Raw genomic sequence first — 16,303 nt, 5'->3', positions numbered from 1 at the left:
CTCCGGCCACCGCTACGGCGCCAGCCGCGCGATACCGCCTGGCGCGCGACACGGGCGGTCATTGCCAGATGCCGAGCGCGATCAGCCGGCCGGTCGCCGCCGACGCCCAGCCACGATTGGCCACCGGACTTGCCGGACTCGGATGCAGTATCCGCCCAATCTTCACCGGCAGACTGACCAGAGCCTCCGAAGCCCGTTTTTCGGCAAAGGCACCGATACCGATCACCCACTCGGGCTGCAACGCGCCGACGAGCTCGCTGAGGTGGGCGTCGCAGGCCTCGAACAGCGGAGCGACCACAGCCGCCGGCAGCCTGTCGGGGGTCAGGTTGCGTGCGCGATCGAAGAACGCCAGCGGACAGTAATTGGCCACGAAATGCTCGGCGAAGAAGGCCTCGGCGCTGCCGAAGCGTTCGCTGAACAGACCCCAGAGGCGCCGCCCGCTGACTTCCGAGCGCCTGCAGGCAAAGCCCTCGATCGGCCGCCACGGATTCTCGAGTCGCGGCTTGAGCACCGGGACCTCGATTCCCAGCCAGTCACGAACCGCACCGATCTCGCCGAACGGTACGCCGCTCTGGACCATGCCGAAAGGCCCGGGATTCATGCCGAGGAAGACGACCCGCCGCGTGTCTGAGGCGTAACGACGCAAATAGAGTTCGTGAGCGTCCCAAGCGTAGATCAGCGGGTCGTAGACGTGGCTGACCGGTGGCCCGAAACTCATCTCCGACAGCCGGGAGGACAGGCGCTGTGCGGCAGAAATCAACTGTTCGGCAACTGGCGCGAGTCGTTCCACGGGGCAACCTTGAGCAGCAGCAGCATGCCCGGAGCAGCAAGCAGAAAACACAGGAAGAAGAAGCTCGTCCAGCCGAGCCATTCGACGATGATGCCGGCCGTGGCGTTGATGAAGGTCCGCGGAACCGCCGCGAGGCTGGTGAACAAGGCGAACTGGGTGGCCGTGAAGGCGGGGTTGGTCGCCCGCGCTATGAACGCGACGAATGCAGAGGTCCCCAGGCCGACGCCAAGGCATTCGGCGCCGATCACCACAGCCAGCGCGGCGCGATCGACCGCATCGACGCTTTCGCCGACTCCACGCCACGCCAGCCAAGCGAAGCCGAGGATGGTGACCATCTGGACGACCCCGAACAGCCACAGCGCACGGTTGATGCCCAGCCGGATCATCCACAACCCGCCGAGCAACCCGCCGAAGACAGCTGGCCAAAGGCCCGCGTGTTTGGCGATCACCCCGATGTCCGTCTTTGTGAAACCCAGGTCCAGATAGAACGGCGTCGCGAGCGCCGTAGCCAGCGAATCGCCGAGCTTGTAGAGAAAGATGAACGACAACACGAGTAACGCGCCAGCCCAACCCTGACGACCGATGAACTCGTGAAACGGCTCGAGCACCGCCTCAGCGAGCGTCTTCGGTGCCCCGGCAACCGCCGGCTCGTCGACGGTAGCAGCCATGATCATGCCGGGGAGCATGAAAGCGGCCGTGATCCAGAAGACCTGGGCCCAGGGAAGAAGGTCGGCGAGGATCAGTGAAAGTGATCCGGGAACGAGACCGGCAATCCGGTAGGCATTGACGTGGACAGAATTGCCCAGACCCAGTTCCTGATCGCTGAGGATTTCGCGGCGGAACGCATCCAGCGCGATATCCTGGGTCGCTGACAGGAAAGCGAGCAGCGCAGTCAGGGCGATCACCTCACCAAGATCGGCAGCTGGCGAAAGACCGCCGAGCAGACCGATCGAGAGGAGCAGGCCAGCCTGCGAGGCCAGGATCCAGCCACGACGTCTGCCTAGCGGCAAGTGGTAGCGATCGAGCGCCGGCGCCCAGAGGAACTTCCAGGTATATGGAAACTGGATCAGCGCGAACAGTCCGATGGTGCGCAGATCGATCCCATCGCTGCGTAGCCAGGCGGGCAACAGGTTGAGCAGAAGGTACAGCGGCAAGCCAGAGCTGAACCCGGTCACCACGCAGATCAGCATCCGCCTGGTGAGCAGGAGGCCCAGCCATTCGGCCATCAGGCCTTGCGCCCGAGACGGTAGAAGGCCAGGCTGCCGTTGAGATTGGGATCTTGGTCGACCTCACGCCCGTGGTCATCGAACGCGAGCCTCTCGCGAACTTCAATGCCCAGTTTCTCACAAAGGTTCTCGAAGTCCGCAATCGTGAAGAAGCGCACGTTCGGTGTGTCGAACCAGTCGTAAGGTAGGTCCTCCGAAACCGGCATGTGTCCGTCGGCGATCGCCACCCGATTGGTCAGGTAGGCGAAATTCGGAAAGCTGACCACAGCCTCGCCGGCGACGCGCAGCATCTCGCAGAGGATTCGCTCGGTGGCACGCATCGTCTGCAGCGCCTGCGAGATGATCACGTGATCGAATGAATGGTCTTCGAAGCCGGACAACCCGCATTCGATATCCATCTGAATGACGTCTACGCCGTTCCGGATGCAGCGCAGGACGCTCTCGCGATCGATCTCGACGCCATAGCCGGTGACATCCCTGGTCTCGCTCAGGTAGCGCAGCAGCCGGCCGTCGCCGCAGCCGAGGTCGAGCACGCGCTCACCCGGCGGGATCCACCCGGCGATCACGGCGAAATCGAAACGTTCGCGCTGCTCGGCCCTGATCTTTCGCTCGTTCTCGGTCATACGGCGATGTTCTCCAGGTAGGCGCGCAGCAAAGCGTGGTAGTGATCGTCGTCGAGCAGGAAAGAATCGTGCCCGGCAGTGGACTCGATTTCCGCGTAGACGACGCGCAGACGGTTATGCAGCAGCGCGAAGACGATCTCCCGCGAGCGTGCAGGGGAAAAGCGCCAGTCGGTCGAGAAACTCGCCACGAAGAAGCTTGCCCTGGCGCGGGCCAGTGCCGCAGCCAGGTTGCCGTCGAACTCATAGGCCGGATCGAAATAATCGAGCGCCTTGGTGGTCATCAGATAGGTGTTCGCGTCGAAAAACGACGCGAATTTGTTGCCCTGATAGCGCAGATACGATTCGATCTCGAAGTCGACGTCGTAGCTGAACTTGTGCTCGCCGTGACGGAGTTGCCGGCCGAACTTCTCGGCCATCTGCGCGTCCGAAAGGTAGGTGATGTGCCCGACCATGCGCGCGAGCCGCAGTCCCCGGGTCGGGACGACGCCATGATCCGCGTAGTAGCCAGCGTGGAAATCTGGGTCCGAGAGAATCGCCTGCCGAGCCACCTCATTGAAGGCGATGTTCTGCGCCGACAGTTTCGGCGCCGAGGCAATGACCATCGCGTGGCGCACGCGCTCGGGAAACTGAAGCGACCATTCGAGCGCCTGCATGCCGCCGAGGCTCCCACCGATCACCGCCGCCCAGGTCTCGACACCGAGGTGATCGGCCAGCCGCCCCTGTGCAGCCACCCAGTCCTCGACGGTGACCAGCGGGAAATCGGCTCCATAGCGCTTGCCCGTCGCCGGGTTGATCGACAGTGGACCCGTGGAGCCGTAACAGCCGCCGAGGTTGTTGACCCCGACGACGAAGAACTTTTTGATGTCGAGCGGTTTGCCCGGTCCGACGAGGTTGTCCCACCAGCCGACGTTGTCCACGTCGTCGGCATAGCGCCCGGCGACGTGATGGCTGCCGGATAGCGCGTGGCAGACCAGAACGGCATTCGAGCGCGCGCGATTGAGCTGACCATAGGTTTCGAAGACCAGCTCGAAACCCGGCATTTCGGCTCCGCTACGCAGGAGGAGCGGGTCGTAGAAGCGCGCCCGTTGCGGGGCGACGACTCCGACAGAATTCTCTGATGACATGACGATCGTTGTCGGACTACCCAGGCACAAAAAACCCGGCCAGCTGTCAGGGCGGACCGGGCTACCCGCGCTTCAGCCGTATTGGTCAGGCGCCCGCAAGCTGACTGTTCAAATCGGCGCGAGGGCCGCGAAAGTTACCCGCAGCCCGGGAAAAAGTCAATTCAGCTGAGGCTGTTGAGCTTCTCGAGCTGCTCGCGGATCTTGGCTGGTTCCTCGTGGCGCAGGAGACGGCGGACGATCGGGGCGAGCACCGCACAGTTGCTCTGCATGATCCGCTGCTTGACGGACAGGATCTGCGCCGGATGCATTGAAAACTGCCGCAACCCCATTCCCAGCAGCAGGCGGGTCAGATTCGCATCGCCGGCGAGTTCGCCGCAAATCGACACGGGAATGGCCACCTTCTCGGCACTGGCGATCGTGTGCGCGAGCAGCATCAGGACCGCCGGGTGCAGCGGATCGTAGAGCGGTGCAACCTGTTCGTCGCTGCGGTCGATCGCCAGTGTGTACTGGATCAGGTCATTGGTGCCGATCGAGAGGAAGTTTACGCGCCGCAGGAACATTCCGATGGCCAGCGCCGCGGCCGGGATCTCGATCATCGCACCGACCGGCGTCTGCTCGTCGAACGGCACACGTTCCGCACGCAGACTGGCCTTGGCCCGTTCGATCGCAGCCAGCGTCTGATCGATCTCGTGCGCCTGCGAGAGCATCGGGATGAGCAGCTTGATCTTCCCGTAGCGCGACGCGCGAAGGATCGCCCGGAGCTGAGTCTGGAACATCTTCGGTTCGGCCAGCGACAGGCGGATCGCACGGAGCCCGAGCGCCGGGTTGCTCTGGATGCGGTCGCCGAGCACCTTCCCGGGGTGCAGGTCTTTGTCGTAACCGAGATCGAAGGTCCGGATCGTCACTGGCCGACCACCCATCCCTCTGACCACCGTTCCGTAGGCCTCGAACTGTTCATCCTCGGTGGGCATGTCGCCACGATCGAGGAAGAGAAACTCGGTGCGGAACAGGCCGATGCCTTCGGCACCGCCGTCGAGTGCGTTGGCCACGTCACCGGGCAGTTCGATGTTCGCGTGCAGGTCGATGTCGATCCCGTCGAGGGTCACCGAACGGGCGGTCTTCAGGCGGCGCAGCTTGGTGCGCTCGAGCTCGATCTGGCTCTTTCTGAGCCGGTATTCATCGAGTACGCGCGGATCCGGGTTGACGATCAGCACCCCTCGCGTGCCGTCGACGATCAGGACCTCGTTGTCGCGAATCAGCTGTCGCGCGTTGTGCAGCCCGAGGACGGCGGGGATGCGCAGGCTGCGCGCGAGAATCGCCGTATGCGAAGTCGACCCGCCAACGTCGGTGACGAAGGCGGCGAAATGGTGTTCCTTGTACGCGATGACGTCGGCCGGCGACAGATCGTGCGCGACGACGATCAGGTTTTCCTCGCGGATACCCTTGCCCGGGCCTGGCCGCAAGGCCATCCGTCCGGGCTGACCGACGAGTTCCTTGATCACCCGTTCGACGACCTGGCGGACGTCGTAGCTTCGTTCGCGCAGATAGGCGTCGTCAAACTGTTCGAACTGATGGACGAGAACCTCCATCTGCTGTACGAGCGCCCATTCCGCGTTGCAGCGCCGCTCGCGGATCAGGTGCTTGGGCGCTTCGGCGAGTTCGGGGTCCGACAGGATCATCATGTGCAGGTCGATGAACGCGCCGAACTCGGCCGACGAGAACTGGGCACGCCCCTTGAGCTGGGCGAATTCCTCGCGCACGCGCTGCACCGCAGCGTCGAAGCGGGCGACTTCCTTGTCGACCAGCCGCGGCGAGATCACCAGATGCGAGACCTCGAGCGTCGCGTGCGAGATCAGGTGCGCCTGGCCAATGGCAATTCCGCCGGAAACCGCCAGGCCGTGCAGAGTGAAGCTCACAATCCGCTCACTCGGGCTCGCCGAAGCGGGCGGCGATCAGTCCCAGAATCGCTTCGTTGGCCGCCTGCTCATCGGTACCCTCGGTCTCGACGACGACCGTCGAACCTTTGCCCGCGGCGAGCATCATCACCCCCATGATGCTCTTGGCGTTAATCCTGCGCGCGCCCTTCTCCATCCAGACGTCGCTGGCGAAGCTGCTGGCGAGCTGGGTCAGCTTCGCCGAAGCGCGGGCGTGCAAGCCGAGCTTGTTGAGAATTGCGGCTTCCGTGCGTACCATGGCGACCTTCCTCCTTGTGTTCCTACCCCGCCGGCAACTTGATCACGCCGTCGCGACCACCGCTCAGCGCCTTCTCCAGCATCGTTTCCATGCCGTGTCCGCGGTACGTCAGAGCGCGCAGCAGCATCGGCAGACTCGCTCCGGCCACCCCCTCGACGTGCCCCGGATCAAGCAGCTTGAGCGCCAGATTTCCGGGAGTGGCGCCAAAGATGTCGGTCATCACCAAGACGCCTTCGCCGGCATCGACCTCCTTGAGCAGCAGGCGCGCCAGCGGCAGGATGTCCAGCGGATCGTCCTGAGCAGCGACGCCGAGCTGAGCGATCAGCGGCGGACGCTTGTTGAGCACGTGGCAGACGTTCTGGATCAGGCTCTCGCCAAACGACCCGTGGGTAATCAGAAGAATTCCGATCATTGCCTCAACCCTTGCGACAGGCTGCCATTCTAAGCGATTCGAAGCCGCCCGGCAGCACCCCGCTGCGGGATGGGCGCGCCACGGCTGCACGTGGCGGCGTCCACGGTGACACGTTCAGCGGACGATCTCGAGGCCTTCGGGTTGACCGCCCGGATAGCTCAGCCGACCGTGCAGAGCGCGGCTGACCTCGATCCGCCCTTGCGCATCGACCCTCAGCACCTGGTCGATGCGCAGCTTGCGAGCCAGCCTGGCCCAGTCATCGCCAGCGATGAACAACGGCTTCGAGGCAAAGTCGGAGATCGTCCCGGCCAGGGGTTGCGGCGAGATCAGCACGGTCAGCGACTGCGTGTGACCCACAGGCTCGGCGCTGCGCGGATCGAGGATATGGCAGTAGCGCCGACCGCGAGCCTCGAAGTAGCGCTGATAGTCGCCCGACGTGCCGATCGCCTCGCCGTCGCCGAGCTCGACGGTGGCCAGCGCTCCCGCCTGACGCGGATGCTGGATGCCGACGCGCCACGGCTGGCCGTTTTTGCTGCCGAGCACGATGACGTTGCCCCCGATGTTGACCAGCGCGTCACGCACGCCCTGCTCCCTGAGCAGGCTCGCTGCCCGGTCGAGCGCCACGCCCTTGAGATAGCCACCAAAGTCCACCGCCAGCCAACGCTGGGACGAACTCGCCGTCTGGCCGTCGAGACGCAGATCGAGCAAGCTTGGCCGGGCGGCCCGCCAGGCGGCCAGCGCGCGCGTCTCGGGAAGTGCGGCAGGGGGTTCGTCGGACTGGAAGCCCCACAGAGCGATCAGCCGGCCGATTCCCGGATCGAACAGTTGCTCGCCGAGTTCGGTGAACCGCTGTGCCTGGCTGAGCAGATCGGCCAATTCGGCGCTCACCGGATGCGCCCTGCCTTCAGCGAGAGCTGCGTTCAGCGCGCTGAGCTCGGACGGCTGCCAGGCATGGTAGCTGCGGTGCAGCCTGTCGAACTCGCGGAGCACGGAGGCCACCGCCGGACGCGCCTCGGCTTCCGGCAGGCCGGCGACCCAGACCTCGACTCGGGTACCGAAGACGAAGGCTTCCTGATGATACAGCGGCGCACGGCTACAGGCCGCGAGAGCGAACAGCAGAACGACGAGCGAGGCTAGACGACCGCTGCGCACTCACGCTCCAGAGCAGCGACGACCATTTCGGCCGCGTCAAGGCCGGTCTGTTCGGCAATCTCGACCATACAGGTCGGGCTGGTGACGTTGATCTCGGTGAGCCAGTCACCGATTACGTCGAGACCGACGATCAGCAATCCGCGCGCGGCGAGCACCGGCGCCAGTGCTTCGGCTATTTCCCGATCACGTGCGCTGAGCTCGCGCGCGACGCCCCTGCCTCCGGCAGCCAGGTTGCCGCGCGTCTCTCCGGCTTTCGGAATGCGCGCCAGACAGTAGGGGACGACTTTTCCGCCGACGATCAGAATCCTCTTGTCGCCGTCGGCGATCTCCGGAATGTAGCGCTGAGCCATGATCGTCCGCGCACCATAGTGCGTCAGCGACTCGATGATGACGTTGCGGTTGGGATCGTCGTGGCGAACCCGGAAGATCTCGCTGCCACCCATGCCGTCGAGTGGCTTGAGGATCGTGTCCCGCTCCCGGTCGATGAACGAATGGATCACCGCGGCGTCACGTCCGACGACCAGCGGCACGGTGAACTGCGAAAACTCGGTCACCGAAAGTTTCTCGGAGTGGTCACGCAGCGCGCGTGGCCGGTTGAACACCCGCGCGCCCTCGGCTTCGGCACGCTCGAGGAGCCAGGTGGTGGTGACGTATTCGAGGTCGAACGGTGGGTCCTTGCGCATCAGCACTGCACGAAAATCGCGCAGGGCGACGACGTGACGGTCAACCTCGACGAACCACTCATCGTCGTCAGCGAGCATTTCGAGGTGCACCGCTTCAGCACGGACGCCGTGCAGCGGCGACCAGTGGATTGTCGGCTGCTGAATCGCCCAGACCGCATGCCCGGCGGCCTGGGCCGCGCGCATCATCGCGATGCTCGAGTCCTTGTACGCCTTCAGCGAAGGCAACGGGTCGACGATGAAGGCTATGCGCATGAGGGCTCCTCCGCCGGAGCGGTGCGTTCAAGTTCGATCGAGGCAGCCAGTTGCGCCAGGCGGGCCACGACCCCATAGACGTAGAAGCGATTCGGCGCGGCATCCGGATTCTGGCCCTGGTCAGGCAGCGAGCAACTCGTTTCGAAGGCCAGCGGCTCGAAATGCATCCCTGGAGCGTTGAGGTTCTCGTCCCTCCCGCGACCGGTGTGCACCCGGTAGAAGCCTCCGACGACGAAGCGATCGATCATGTAGACGACCGGCTCGGCGACGCCCTCCTGAGCGCCACTGCCGATCTGCTCGTAAGTGTGCACCCCCTCCTGGATGATCACCTGCGATACGGGCATGCCCTCCTTGATCACCGACATCTTGTTGCGCTGCCGGCGACTGAGCCCCCTGACCTGCGAAGCGTCCCGGACGGTCATCACGCCCATGCCGTAGGTGCCTGCGTCGGCCTTGACGACGACGTAGGGCGTCTCGTCGATCGAGTACTGCCGGTACTTCTCGCCAATCAGTCCGAGAAGCGCATCGACGTTTGCGGCCAGACAGTCCTCACCCTGGCGCTCGTGGAAATCGACGCTGCTGCACACCGAGAAGTACGGATTGATCCGCCACGGATCGATACCGACGAGACGCGCGAAGTCGTTGGCGACCTCGTCATATGCGGCAAAGTGATTCGACTTGCGGCGAACTGCCCAGCCGGCGTGCAGTGGCGGCAGGACGAACTGCTCGCGGATCCCGCACAGGATCCCGGGGATTCCCGCCGAGAGGTCGTTGTTCAGCAGCACGGCGCAGGGGGCGAAATCGCTGAGTCCGATCCGCGAACCGCTGCGCACGAGAGGCTCGAGCAGTAGCGACGACCCGTCCGGAAGATCGAGTGCCGTCGGTCTGTCGATGTCCGGGAGCAGCGAACCCAGACGCACTTCGAGACCGGTCATCCGCAGGATCGTCGCCAGTTGCGCAACGTTTTGCAGATAGAACAGATTGCGTGTGTGGTTCTCGGGGATCAGCAGCAGGCGGCGGGCGTCCGGGCAGATCCGGTCGATCGCCGTCATCGCGGCCTGCACGCACAGCGGCAGAAAGGTGGCGTCGAGGTTGTTGAACCCACCGGGGAACAGATTCATGTCCACCGGGGCGAGTTTGAAACCGGCGTTGCGCAGGTCGACCGAGCCGTAGAAAGGCGGCGTGTGCTCCTGCCATTGCCCACGCAGCCAGCGCTCGATTTCCGGCTGGGCTTCGAGGCAGCGACGCTCGATCTCCAGCAGAGGACCGTCGAGGGCTGTCGTCAGACGTGGAACCATATCGGCTTGTCTCCAATCCGCGAAGTCCGGCAGTAGCGTTGCACGTCCGGCGGCGGGCCGCCGCCGGCAAGCTCGTTATTTTACACTGCGAGCCGGCGCGAACACGGCGAGCGCGACGGGCAACGGCGTCTGTTCCAGACTGCGCTGGGTGAACAGGAAACGACCATCGCAGACGAAGCCGAGGTCGTCCCAGTCGATACCGTTGAGCGCCACCGCCAGAGCACGTACGTCGCCCGCCGGGTCGTGCGCAAAGATCGCCAGCACCGCGCCGTCGTAATGCGGGCAGGGATGGACGAAGAAGGGCTGCGGACGACGCGTCCGGGCATTGACATAGACCCGCGGGCGATCCGACTGGTAATAGCCGCGGCCCCAGTGCCACCAGTTCGATTCATCGAACGGGCGAACACGCCGGGCGAGAAGTCTCTCCTTGAACGGCAGCAGCACCGCCGGCGGCGGATCTCCAGATTCGATCCAGAGCATGCGCCGGGTCGTTCCCGTGGTCACCGTCTCCGAACAGACGAAGCTGCGGTTCCCGTAAACGTCGCTGGCATAAACGTCATCGGCCCCCGAAACCGCTCCAACCTTGACGAAGGCGATGTCGGACAGGCGCAACGGATAGTCGCCACGCGTGAACAGGAGATGCCCGCCGCTTTCGATGAACCGGCGCTCATCCCATTGCAGTCTCGCCAAGCCGGCGAGACCATCGGCGACTCCCTGTGCCGCATACCGCGTGCGTCTCGAGAAGTTCCCGAGTTCGAAGCGCCAGATCGCACAGTTCGGTGTGGCGCCGGCAAACAGCCGCGAATCGCCGAGTTCGACGAAGTCGGTGATCGTTCCACGGGCATGGAGCAGGCGATTCAACGGCACGGCCGAAGTCGCCTTGACGAAGTCCCGTGGAGTGATCAACACGAGTTCGCCGCCCGGAGCCAGGTGGTGCAGGCACTTCTCGATGAACAGCAGGTACAGGTTCGACCGCCCGTCGAGCACGCTGCGGCGAATCAGTCGGCGAGTACCCTGCGCAATGTCCTGGTAACGCACGTACGGCGGATTACCGATGATCGTCGCGAACGACTCGTGCTGCGGATAGTCGAAGAAGTCCATGACCCGCGCGCCGGTCGGAGCGTGACGGGCGTCGATCTCGATGCCCACCGCCGAGGGAAAATGGCGCAGGAAGGCACCGTCCCCGCAGGCCGGCTCGAGGATCCGCCCGCGATTCCTGACCAGTCCGAGCATCACCTCGACCACCGGCAAGGGGGTGAACACCTGGCCGAGCCCGCCGACGTCGCAGACGTTCTCGCCGACGCCGGCTACGGCCATCGATGGGCTCCCGGGGTCAGCGTCGCGGCCAGCGGCAGCACTCGGGGGCAGGCTCTCGCTGGCCCCCGGGGTGGCGTCGTCGCCGCTCGGCAGCACGACTGCCTTCCTCCGGACTCACTGCCCACCCCAGGGCATCACCGGCACCGTCGAAACGCTGTTCGCCGGCGCGCCATCGATCAGCTTGCGACTGATCGCCAGATAGACCAGCGTCCTGTTCGCCTCGTCCCACAATCTGACGACGCGTGTTTCCTTGAAGACAATCGACGTGTCCTCGGTGAACACCGTCGCCTCTTTCGGAAGCTTGGCCGGCAGGCTGATCGGTCCGGTCTGTCGGCAGGCGAGCGAGAACTGCGAAGGATCCTGAGCCAGCCCGAGCGATCCGCTGACCCCCCCGGTCCTCGCCTGGCTCACGTGGCAGGTGACACCGGGGATCTTCGGGTCGTGGAAACTGGCGACGCAGACCCGGTGATTGGCACCGATGAGTTTCCACTCGGTGGTCACGCACCCGACCTCTTCGGCGACAACCGGCAGGCACATCAGTGTGCACAACAGTCCGGCGACGGTCCGCCGCCCCCTTGCCTTCGATCCTTGCCCTTCGGCCATCGCCCGTTCCTCCTTCCTGGTGATTCCGGCAGCTTCAACCGGCCGAGGCTTCGAGCGTCGCGTGCACGAGCGGCCCGATCGGCGCTCCGCGGCGAGCACGCTGGCCAAGGTGCCGGTCGTCCGAGACCAGCGTCTTCGTCCGGTTGCGCAGCATGCCGCGAACCGCGACCCGGGTGCCGCTGATCGCGCACACCGAGCGCAGCGCTTCTCCCTCGCGCAAGCCGATGATCTGCACACCCTTGCCGGCGCTCAGCCGCTTCATCTGATCGAGCGGAAAGACGAGCAGGCGACCATCCTCCGAGAGGGCGGCCAAGTGGTCCCGACCGGCGACCCGCAGCGGTGGCAGGATCGTCGCGCCCTCCTCGACGGAGAGGAAAGCCTTGCCCGCCTTCTGTCGCGAGAGCAGGTCGGCGAAACGGCAGATGAAGCCGTAGCCCGAGGTCTTGGCGACGAGAATCTCGTCTTCCGGACGACCGGTGAGAACGTGGGCGATCCTGCCCCCGGCCAGGTCGACAAACGAAGAGAGCGGGGCGCCCATGCCACGCCCATCGGGAAGACCGGCGATCGCGACAGTGAAGGCGCGTCCCTCGCTGGAGACGACGATCAGCGAGTCGACCGAGCGGCACTCCTGGGCTGATCCGGCGCGATCGCCTTCCTTGTAAACGACTCCGGAAAGGTCGAGCCCGTGACCTTGCCTGACCCGTGCCCATCCCTTCGCGGAAATGATCACCGTCACCGGCTCGTCGGCGACGGTCGCCACCTCGGAGCGCGAGGCCGTCGCAGCCGCCTGGATCAGCGTCCGGCGCGGATCACCGTACTTGTCTGCGTCGGCCCGGATTTCCCGGATCACCTGCCGGCGCAGCAGCGCGTTGCTGCCGAGCAGGCGGACAAGCCCTTCCCGCTCGGCGTGCAGCCGGCCGAGTTCCTGCTCGATGCGGATGCCCTCCAGCCGCGCCAGCTGGCGCAGGCGGATTTCGAGGATGTCCTCGGCCTGTCGATCGGATAGCGCGAAGCGGGCGATCAGCGCGGCCTTCGGGTCGTCCGACTCGCGGATCAGGCGTATGACCTCGTCGATGTTCAGCAAGACGATCAGCCGGCCTTCAAGGATGTGGATCCTTTCTTCGGCCTTGTTCAGGCGATGACGGGTTCGCCGCTCGACGATGCGAATACGGAACGAACACCATTCGCCGATCAGGTCGGCGAGCGACTTCTGACACGGACGGCCATCGATCCCCACGGCGACCAGGTTGATCGGGGCCGAGGTTTCGAGACTCGTGTGCGCGAGCAGCAGGCCGATGAACTCGCCGCGGTCGATCCGCGAGCTCGCCGGCTCGAAGACCAGCCGGACGTCGTCGTCCTTGCCCGATTCGTCGCGAGCGCGATCGAGCTGAGAGGCGAACAGGGCCTTGAGCTGCGCGGCCGACTGCTCGATCGTCTTCCTGCCCGGTCTGGGCTGTGGATTGAGCAGCGCACCGACCTCGGCGAGCACCCTGGCCGTCGAGACGCCCGGAGGCAGTTCGGTGAACACCAGCTGCCAGGCACCGCGGGCCAGTTCCTCGATCTCGTAGCGCGCGCGGACGCGCAACGATCCGCGCCCGCTCGCGTAGGCGGCAGCGATGTCCGCGGACGGCGAGATGATCTGTCCGCCTCCGGGGAAGTCGGGCCCCGGCAGATGTTCGAGCAGCTCATCGACCCCGGCCGCCGGGTGCTCGATCTTGTGAATCACCGCTGCGGCCACTTCGCGCAGGTTGTGCGACGGGATCTCGGTGGCCATGCCGACAGCGATCCCCGAAGCCCCGTTGAGCAGCACGAAGGGCAAGCGTGCCGGCAGGAATGCCGGCTCCTCGAGCGAGCCGTCGTAGTTCGACTGGAAATCGACGGTACCCTCGCCGAGTTCGCCGAGCAGCAGTTCGGCGATCGGCGTCAGGCGCGCTTCCGTGTAGCGCATCGCCGCCGCGTTGTCGCCGTCGCGCGAACCGAAATTGCCCTGACCGTCAACCAGCGGGTAACGCAGAACGAACGGCTGCGCGACTCGGACCATCGCATCGTAGGCCGAGGCGTCCCCGTGCGGATGAAACTTGCCGATCACGTCGCCGACGACACGGGCCGATTTGACTGGCCGGGCCGTTGCCGACAGGCCGAGTTCGCGCATCGCGAAGAGGACGCGACGCTGCACCGGCTTGAGTCCGTCCTTGACCTCGGGGAGAGCGCGTCCCTTGACCACGGCCACCGCGTATTCGAGGTAGTCGCGAGCAGCCGAATCGTGGAGCAGGATGCTGTCGTCGTCGCCGGATTCCACTGGCGGCGGAGGTGGTCCGGGCGGTCCTGGCGGGCCCCCGCCAGCCTCCTCGAGCAGACCGGAGAAGAGGTCCGGCGTCGAATCCTTGTTCACGATCGGGACCTCCTCAGCTCTCGGCGCCGATCAGCGCGCCGTTCTCTTCCATCCAGGCGCGGCGGCCAGCGGACTCGCTCCGGCCCATCAGCATGTTCATCACCGGCCGGGCAACTTCGGCTACAGGCATGCGCACGCGCACCAGCCGGCGTGTATCGGGCGACATCGTCGTCTCCCAGAGCTGCTCGGAGTTCATCTCGCCGAGTCCCTTGAAGCGCGAAATCGAGATCGCTTCGCGCCTGACGCCATCCAGGCGCAATCGATCGATCGCCGCTTCGAGTTCGCCGTCGTCCAGCGCATAAATCTTGCGCGGCAGGCGCGTCCTGCCCTGTCCCGGAACGTCCAGGCGATACAACGGCGGCTGGGCAAAGTAGAGATGACCGCCAGCGACGAGCCTCGGGAAGTGACGGTAGAACAGCGTGCACAAAAGCACACGAATGTGCGAACCGTCGACGTCGGCGTCGGTCATGATCACCACCTTGCCATAACGCAGGTTGGCGAGAACCGAGTCCGGAGCGCTCGCCGGGTGTGGATCGATGCCCAGAGCCACGGCGATGTCGTGCACCTCGCGATTGGCGAACAGGCTCGCCGCATCGACTTCCCAGGTATTCAGCACCTTGCCACGCAGCGGCAGAATCGCCTGTAGGTCCTTGTCCCGTCCGGCCTTGGCCGAGCCGCCGGCGGAATCACCCTCGACGAGGAAGATCTCGTTGCGCCGCGTGTCCTCGCTCTGGCAGTCGGAGAGCTTGCCGGGGAGGATCGCCACTGCCGACTGCTTGCGCTTTTCGACCTTCTGCGCAGCGCGTGTGCGTGCCTGCGCCGCACGGATCGCCAGCTCGGTGATCCGCTTCCCCGGGTCCGGATTCTCGTTGAGCCACAGCTCGAGCGGATCGCGGAGCATGCGCACGACGAGAGCCAGCGCGTCACGCGAGTTGAGCCGTTCCTTCGTTTGCCCCTGAAACGACGGATCGAGCATACGGATGGCCAGCACGAAGCTCAACCGTGAATGCACGTCCTCGGCCGTGAGCCTGATTCCCTTGGGCAGCAGAGCGTGGTGCTCGGCGAAGGACTTGACCGCTTCGAGCGCCGCCTGACGCAACCCGGCCTCATGGGTACCGCCGGCCGGAGTCGGAATCAGGTTGACGTAAGACTCACGGGCGACGGTGCCCTCGGCCGTCCAGCCGATTGCCCACGCGGCTCCCGAGCCGACCGGGAAATTCTCGTCACCTTGCGGCGCATAGTTCTCGCCGGCAAACAGCGGAGCGACCGTCTCGCCATCGATCTGCTCGGCGAGATACTGGAGCATGCCGTTCGCGAAGCACCACTCGCTGGTCGCCCCGTCCTCGATGCTCAGCGAAACGTGCAGGCCCGGCAACAGGAGCGCCTTGCTGCGCAGCAGGCGTTCGAGCTGACCGAGCGGAATCACCGCCGAGTCGAAGAAGGTGGGGTCAGGCCAGACGCGCAAGCGGGTACCGCTGAGCTTCCGCGGAGCGTCGCCGACACGCTGCAGCGGCTCGACGACCGCGCCGCTGGCGAAGGCCATCCGATGGCGTGCGCCGTTCCTGACCACCTCGACCTCGAGGCGGGTCGACAGCGCGTTGGTCACCGAGACGCCGACGCCGTGCAGGCCGCCCGAGAAACGGTAGGCCGAGGCACCAGCGTCCTTGTTGAACTTGCCGCCGGCGTGCAGGCGGGTGAACACGACCTCGAGCGTCGACACCTTCTCGAGTGGATGGACTTCGACCGGAATACCCCGCCCGTCATCCTCGACGGAAACCGAATGGTCGCGGTGAACGGTGACGACGATGTGCCGGCAGTAACCGCCCAGTGCCTCGTCAGCCGCATTATCGATTGCCTCCTGGACGATATGCAGCGGGGAATCGGTCCGCGTGTACATCCCGGGCCGATGACGAACCGGCTCGAGCCCCTTGAGAACGGCAATCGATTCTGCGTTGTAAGTCATGATCTGGAAGTTTCCGGCAACCCGGCGCCGAGGCCTCTCGCTACCGCCCCGGCAGAGCCCGCGATGCTGCAGCCACCCCGCGGCCACACCGGGACAGCCTCGGCCTCGCGTTCAGCCCGCCAGCAGCGTACTACCGAAGGACCTCCTGGCCGATTGCTGCGCCGTGACACCGGGCAAGCTGACCGGCGGAATGGACGCCCGGCCTCGGCCGGTCGCCCGAACCCGGAACATCCGGCATGCTAGCAGCTTCTTCACGCGCTGAATACGCAGCAACG

14 protein-coding genes are annotated in these 16,303 nt (G+C 65.3%); all 14 read right to left on the bottom strand.

Annotation, left to right across the window (positions count from 1 at the left end; all coding sequences use genetic code 11):
* Positions 1-58: 58 nt before the first annotated feature.
* The gene (locus NFW05_RS13930; RefSeq protein ID WP_295308105.1) at positions 59-718 is read right to left on the bottom strand and encodes a uracil-DNA glycosylase family protein; all 660 of its coding nucleotides are present in this window, start codon (positions 716-718) and stop codon (positions 59-61) included.
* Positions 719-756: 38 nt separating this feature from the next.
* The gene (locus tag NFW05_RS13925; RefSeq protein ID WP_295307997.1) at positions 757-2,016 is read right to left on the bottom strand and encodes an AmpG family muropeptide MFS transporter; all 1,260 of its coding nucleotides are present in this window, start codon (positions 2,014-2,016) and stop codon (positions 757-759) included.
* Positions 2,016-2,639: a methionine biosynthesis protein MetW gene (gene metW, locus NFW05_RS13920; RefSeq protein ID WP_295307994.1), complete on the bottom strand. Its 624-nt coding sequence runs from the start codon at positions 2,637-2,639 to the stop codon at positions 2,016-2,018. Before metW ends, NFW05_RS13925 begins: the two co-directional genes overlap by 1 nt.
* Positions 2,636-3,763: a homoserine O-acetyltransferase gene (locus NFW05_RS13915; protein ID WP_295307990.1), complete on the bottom strand. Its 1,128-nt coding sequence runs from the start codon at positions 3,761-3,763 to the stop codon at positions 2,636-2,638. Before NFW05_RS13915 ends, metW begins: the two co-directional genes overlap by 4 nt.
* Positions 3,764-3,924: 161 nt before the next feature.
* Complete coding sequence (gene ptsP / locus NFW05_RS13910; protein ID WP_295307988.1) at positions 3,925-5,679, bottom strand: phosphoenolpyruvate--protein phosphotransferase; 1,755 nt, start codon at positions 5,677-5,679, stop codon at positions 3,925-3,927.
* A gap of 7 nt (positions 5,680-5,686) precedes the next feature.
* Positions 5,687-5,956: an HPr family phosphocarrier protein gene (locus NFW05_RS13905; RefSeq protein WP_295307985.1), complete on the bottom strand. Its 270-nt coding sequence runs from the start codon at positions 5,954-5,956 to the stop codon at positions 5,687-5,689.
* Between the two features lie 22 nt (positions 5,957-5,978).
* Positions 5,979-6,368 (bottom strand): PTS fructose transporter subunit IIA, encoded by a 390-nt coding sequence (locus tag NFW05_RS13900; RefSeq protein WP_295307982.1) that lies wholly within the window; start codon positions 6,366-6,368, stop codon positions 5,979-5,981.
* A 114-nt stretch (positions 6,369-6,482) separates the two neighbouring features.
* Positions 6,483-7,520 (bottom strand): FAD:protein FMN transferase, encoded by a 1,038-nt coding sequence (locus NFW05_RS13895; protein WP_295307979.1) that lies wholly within the window; start codon positions 7,518-7,520, stop codon positions 6,483-6,485.
* A complete protein-coding gene (gene gshB / locus NFW05_RS13890; protein WP_295307976.1) occupies positions 7,502-8,455 on the bottom strand; it encodes a glutathione synthase in 954 nt (317 codons plus the stop codon). Before gshB ends, NFW05_RS13895 begins: the two co-directional genes overlap by 19 nt.
* Positions 8,446-9,753, bottom strand: a complete 1,308-nt coding sequence (gene gshA, locus NFW05_RS13885; RefSeq protein WP_295307973.1) for a glutamate--cysteine ligase — start codon at positions 9,751-9,753, stop codon at positions 8,446-8,448. The genes gshB and gshA overlap by 10 nt, the downstream gene beginning before the upstream one ends.
* Before the next feature lie 75 nt (positions 9,754-9,828).
* Positions 9,829-11,070 (bottom strand): class I SAM-dependent methyltransferase, encoded by a 1,242-nt coding sequence (locus NFW05_RS13880; RefSeq protein WP_295307970.1) that lies wholly within the window; start codon positions 11,068-11,070, stop codon positions 9,829-9,831.
* Between the two features lie 114 nt (positions 11,071-11,184).
* Positions 11,185-11,607, bottom strand: coding sequence for a CreA family protein (locus tag NFW05_RS13875; protein ID WP_295308102.1), 423 nt, complete (start codon positions 11,605-11,607; stop codon positions 11,185-11,187).
* 100 nt (positions 11,608-11,707) lie between these two features.
* On the bottom strand, positions 11,708-14,065 hold the full coding sequence (parC, locus tag NFW05_RS13870; RefSeq protein WP_295307967.1) for a DNA topoisomerase IV subunit A: 2,358 nt from the start codon (positions 14,063-14,065) through the stop codon (positions 11,708-11,710).
* Positions 14,066-14,078: 13 nt separating this feature from the next.
* Positions 14,079-16,028, bottom strand: coding sequence for a DNA topoisomerase IV subunit B (locus tag NFW05_RS13865; protein ID WP_295307964.1), 1,950 nt, complete (start codon positions 16,026-16,028; stop codon positions 14,079-14,081).
* Positions 16,029-16,303 lie beyond the last annotated feature (275 nt).

Source organism: Accumulibacter sp. (genome assembly GCF_023806625.1).
In the GTDB taxonomy this organism is placed as follows: domain Bacteria; phylum Pseudomonadota; class Gammaproteobacteria; order Burkholderiales; family Rhodocyclaceae; genus Accumulibacter.
The sequence above is the reverse complement of the archived record's forward strand: the minus strand, read 5'-3'. Positions and strand labels throughout refer to the sequence as shown.

Coding starts and splice junctions, on each gene's coding strand:
- NFW05_RS13930 (WP_295308105.1), bottom strand. CDS start 718: ATGAGTTTCGGGCCACCGGTCAGCCACGTCTACGACCCGCTGATCTAC.
- NFW05_RS13925 (WP_295307997.1), bottom strand. CDS start 2,016: ATGGCCGAATGGCTGGGCCTCCTGCTCACCAGGCGGATGCTGATCTGC.
- metW (WP_295307994.1), bottom strand. CDS start 2,639: ATGACCGAGAACGAGCGAAAGATCAGGGCCGAGCAGCGCGAACGTTTC.
- NFW05_RS13915 (WP_295307990.1), bottom strand. CDS start 3,763: ATGTCATCAGAGAATTCTGTCGGAGTCGTCGCCCCGCAACGGGCGCGC.
- NFW05_RS13905 (WP_295307985.1), bottom strand. CDS start 5,956: ATGGTACGCACGGAAGCCGCAATTCTCAACAAGCTCGGCTTGCACGCC.
- NFW05_RS13900 (WP_295307982.1), bottom strand. CDS start 6,368: ATGATCGGAATTCTTCTGATTACCCACGGGTCGTTTGGCGAGAGCCTG.
- gshB (WP_295307976.1), bottom strand. CDS start 8,455: ATGCGCATAGCCTTCATCGTCGACCCGTTGCCTTCGCTGAAGGCGTAC.
- gshA (WP_295307973.1), bottom strand. CDS start 9,753: ATGGTTCCACGTCTGACGACAGCCCTCGACGGTCCTCTGCTGGAGATC.
- NFW05_RS13880 (WP_295307970.1), bottom strand. CDS start 11,070: ATGGCCGTAGCCGGCGTCGGCGAGAACGTCTGCGACGTCGGCGGGCTC.
- NFW05_RS13875 (WP_295308102.1), bottom strand. CDS start 11,607: ATGTGCCTGCCGGTTGTCGCCGAAGAGGTCGGGTGCGTGACCACCGAG.
- NFW05_RS13865 (WP_295307964.1), bottom strand. CDS start 16,028: ATGACTTACAACGCAGAATCGATTGCCGTTCTCAAGGGGCTCGAGCCG.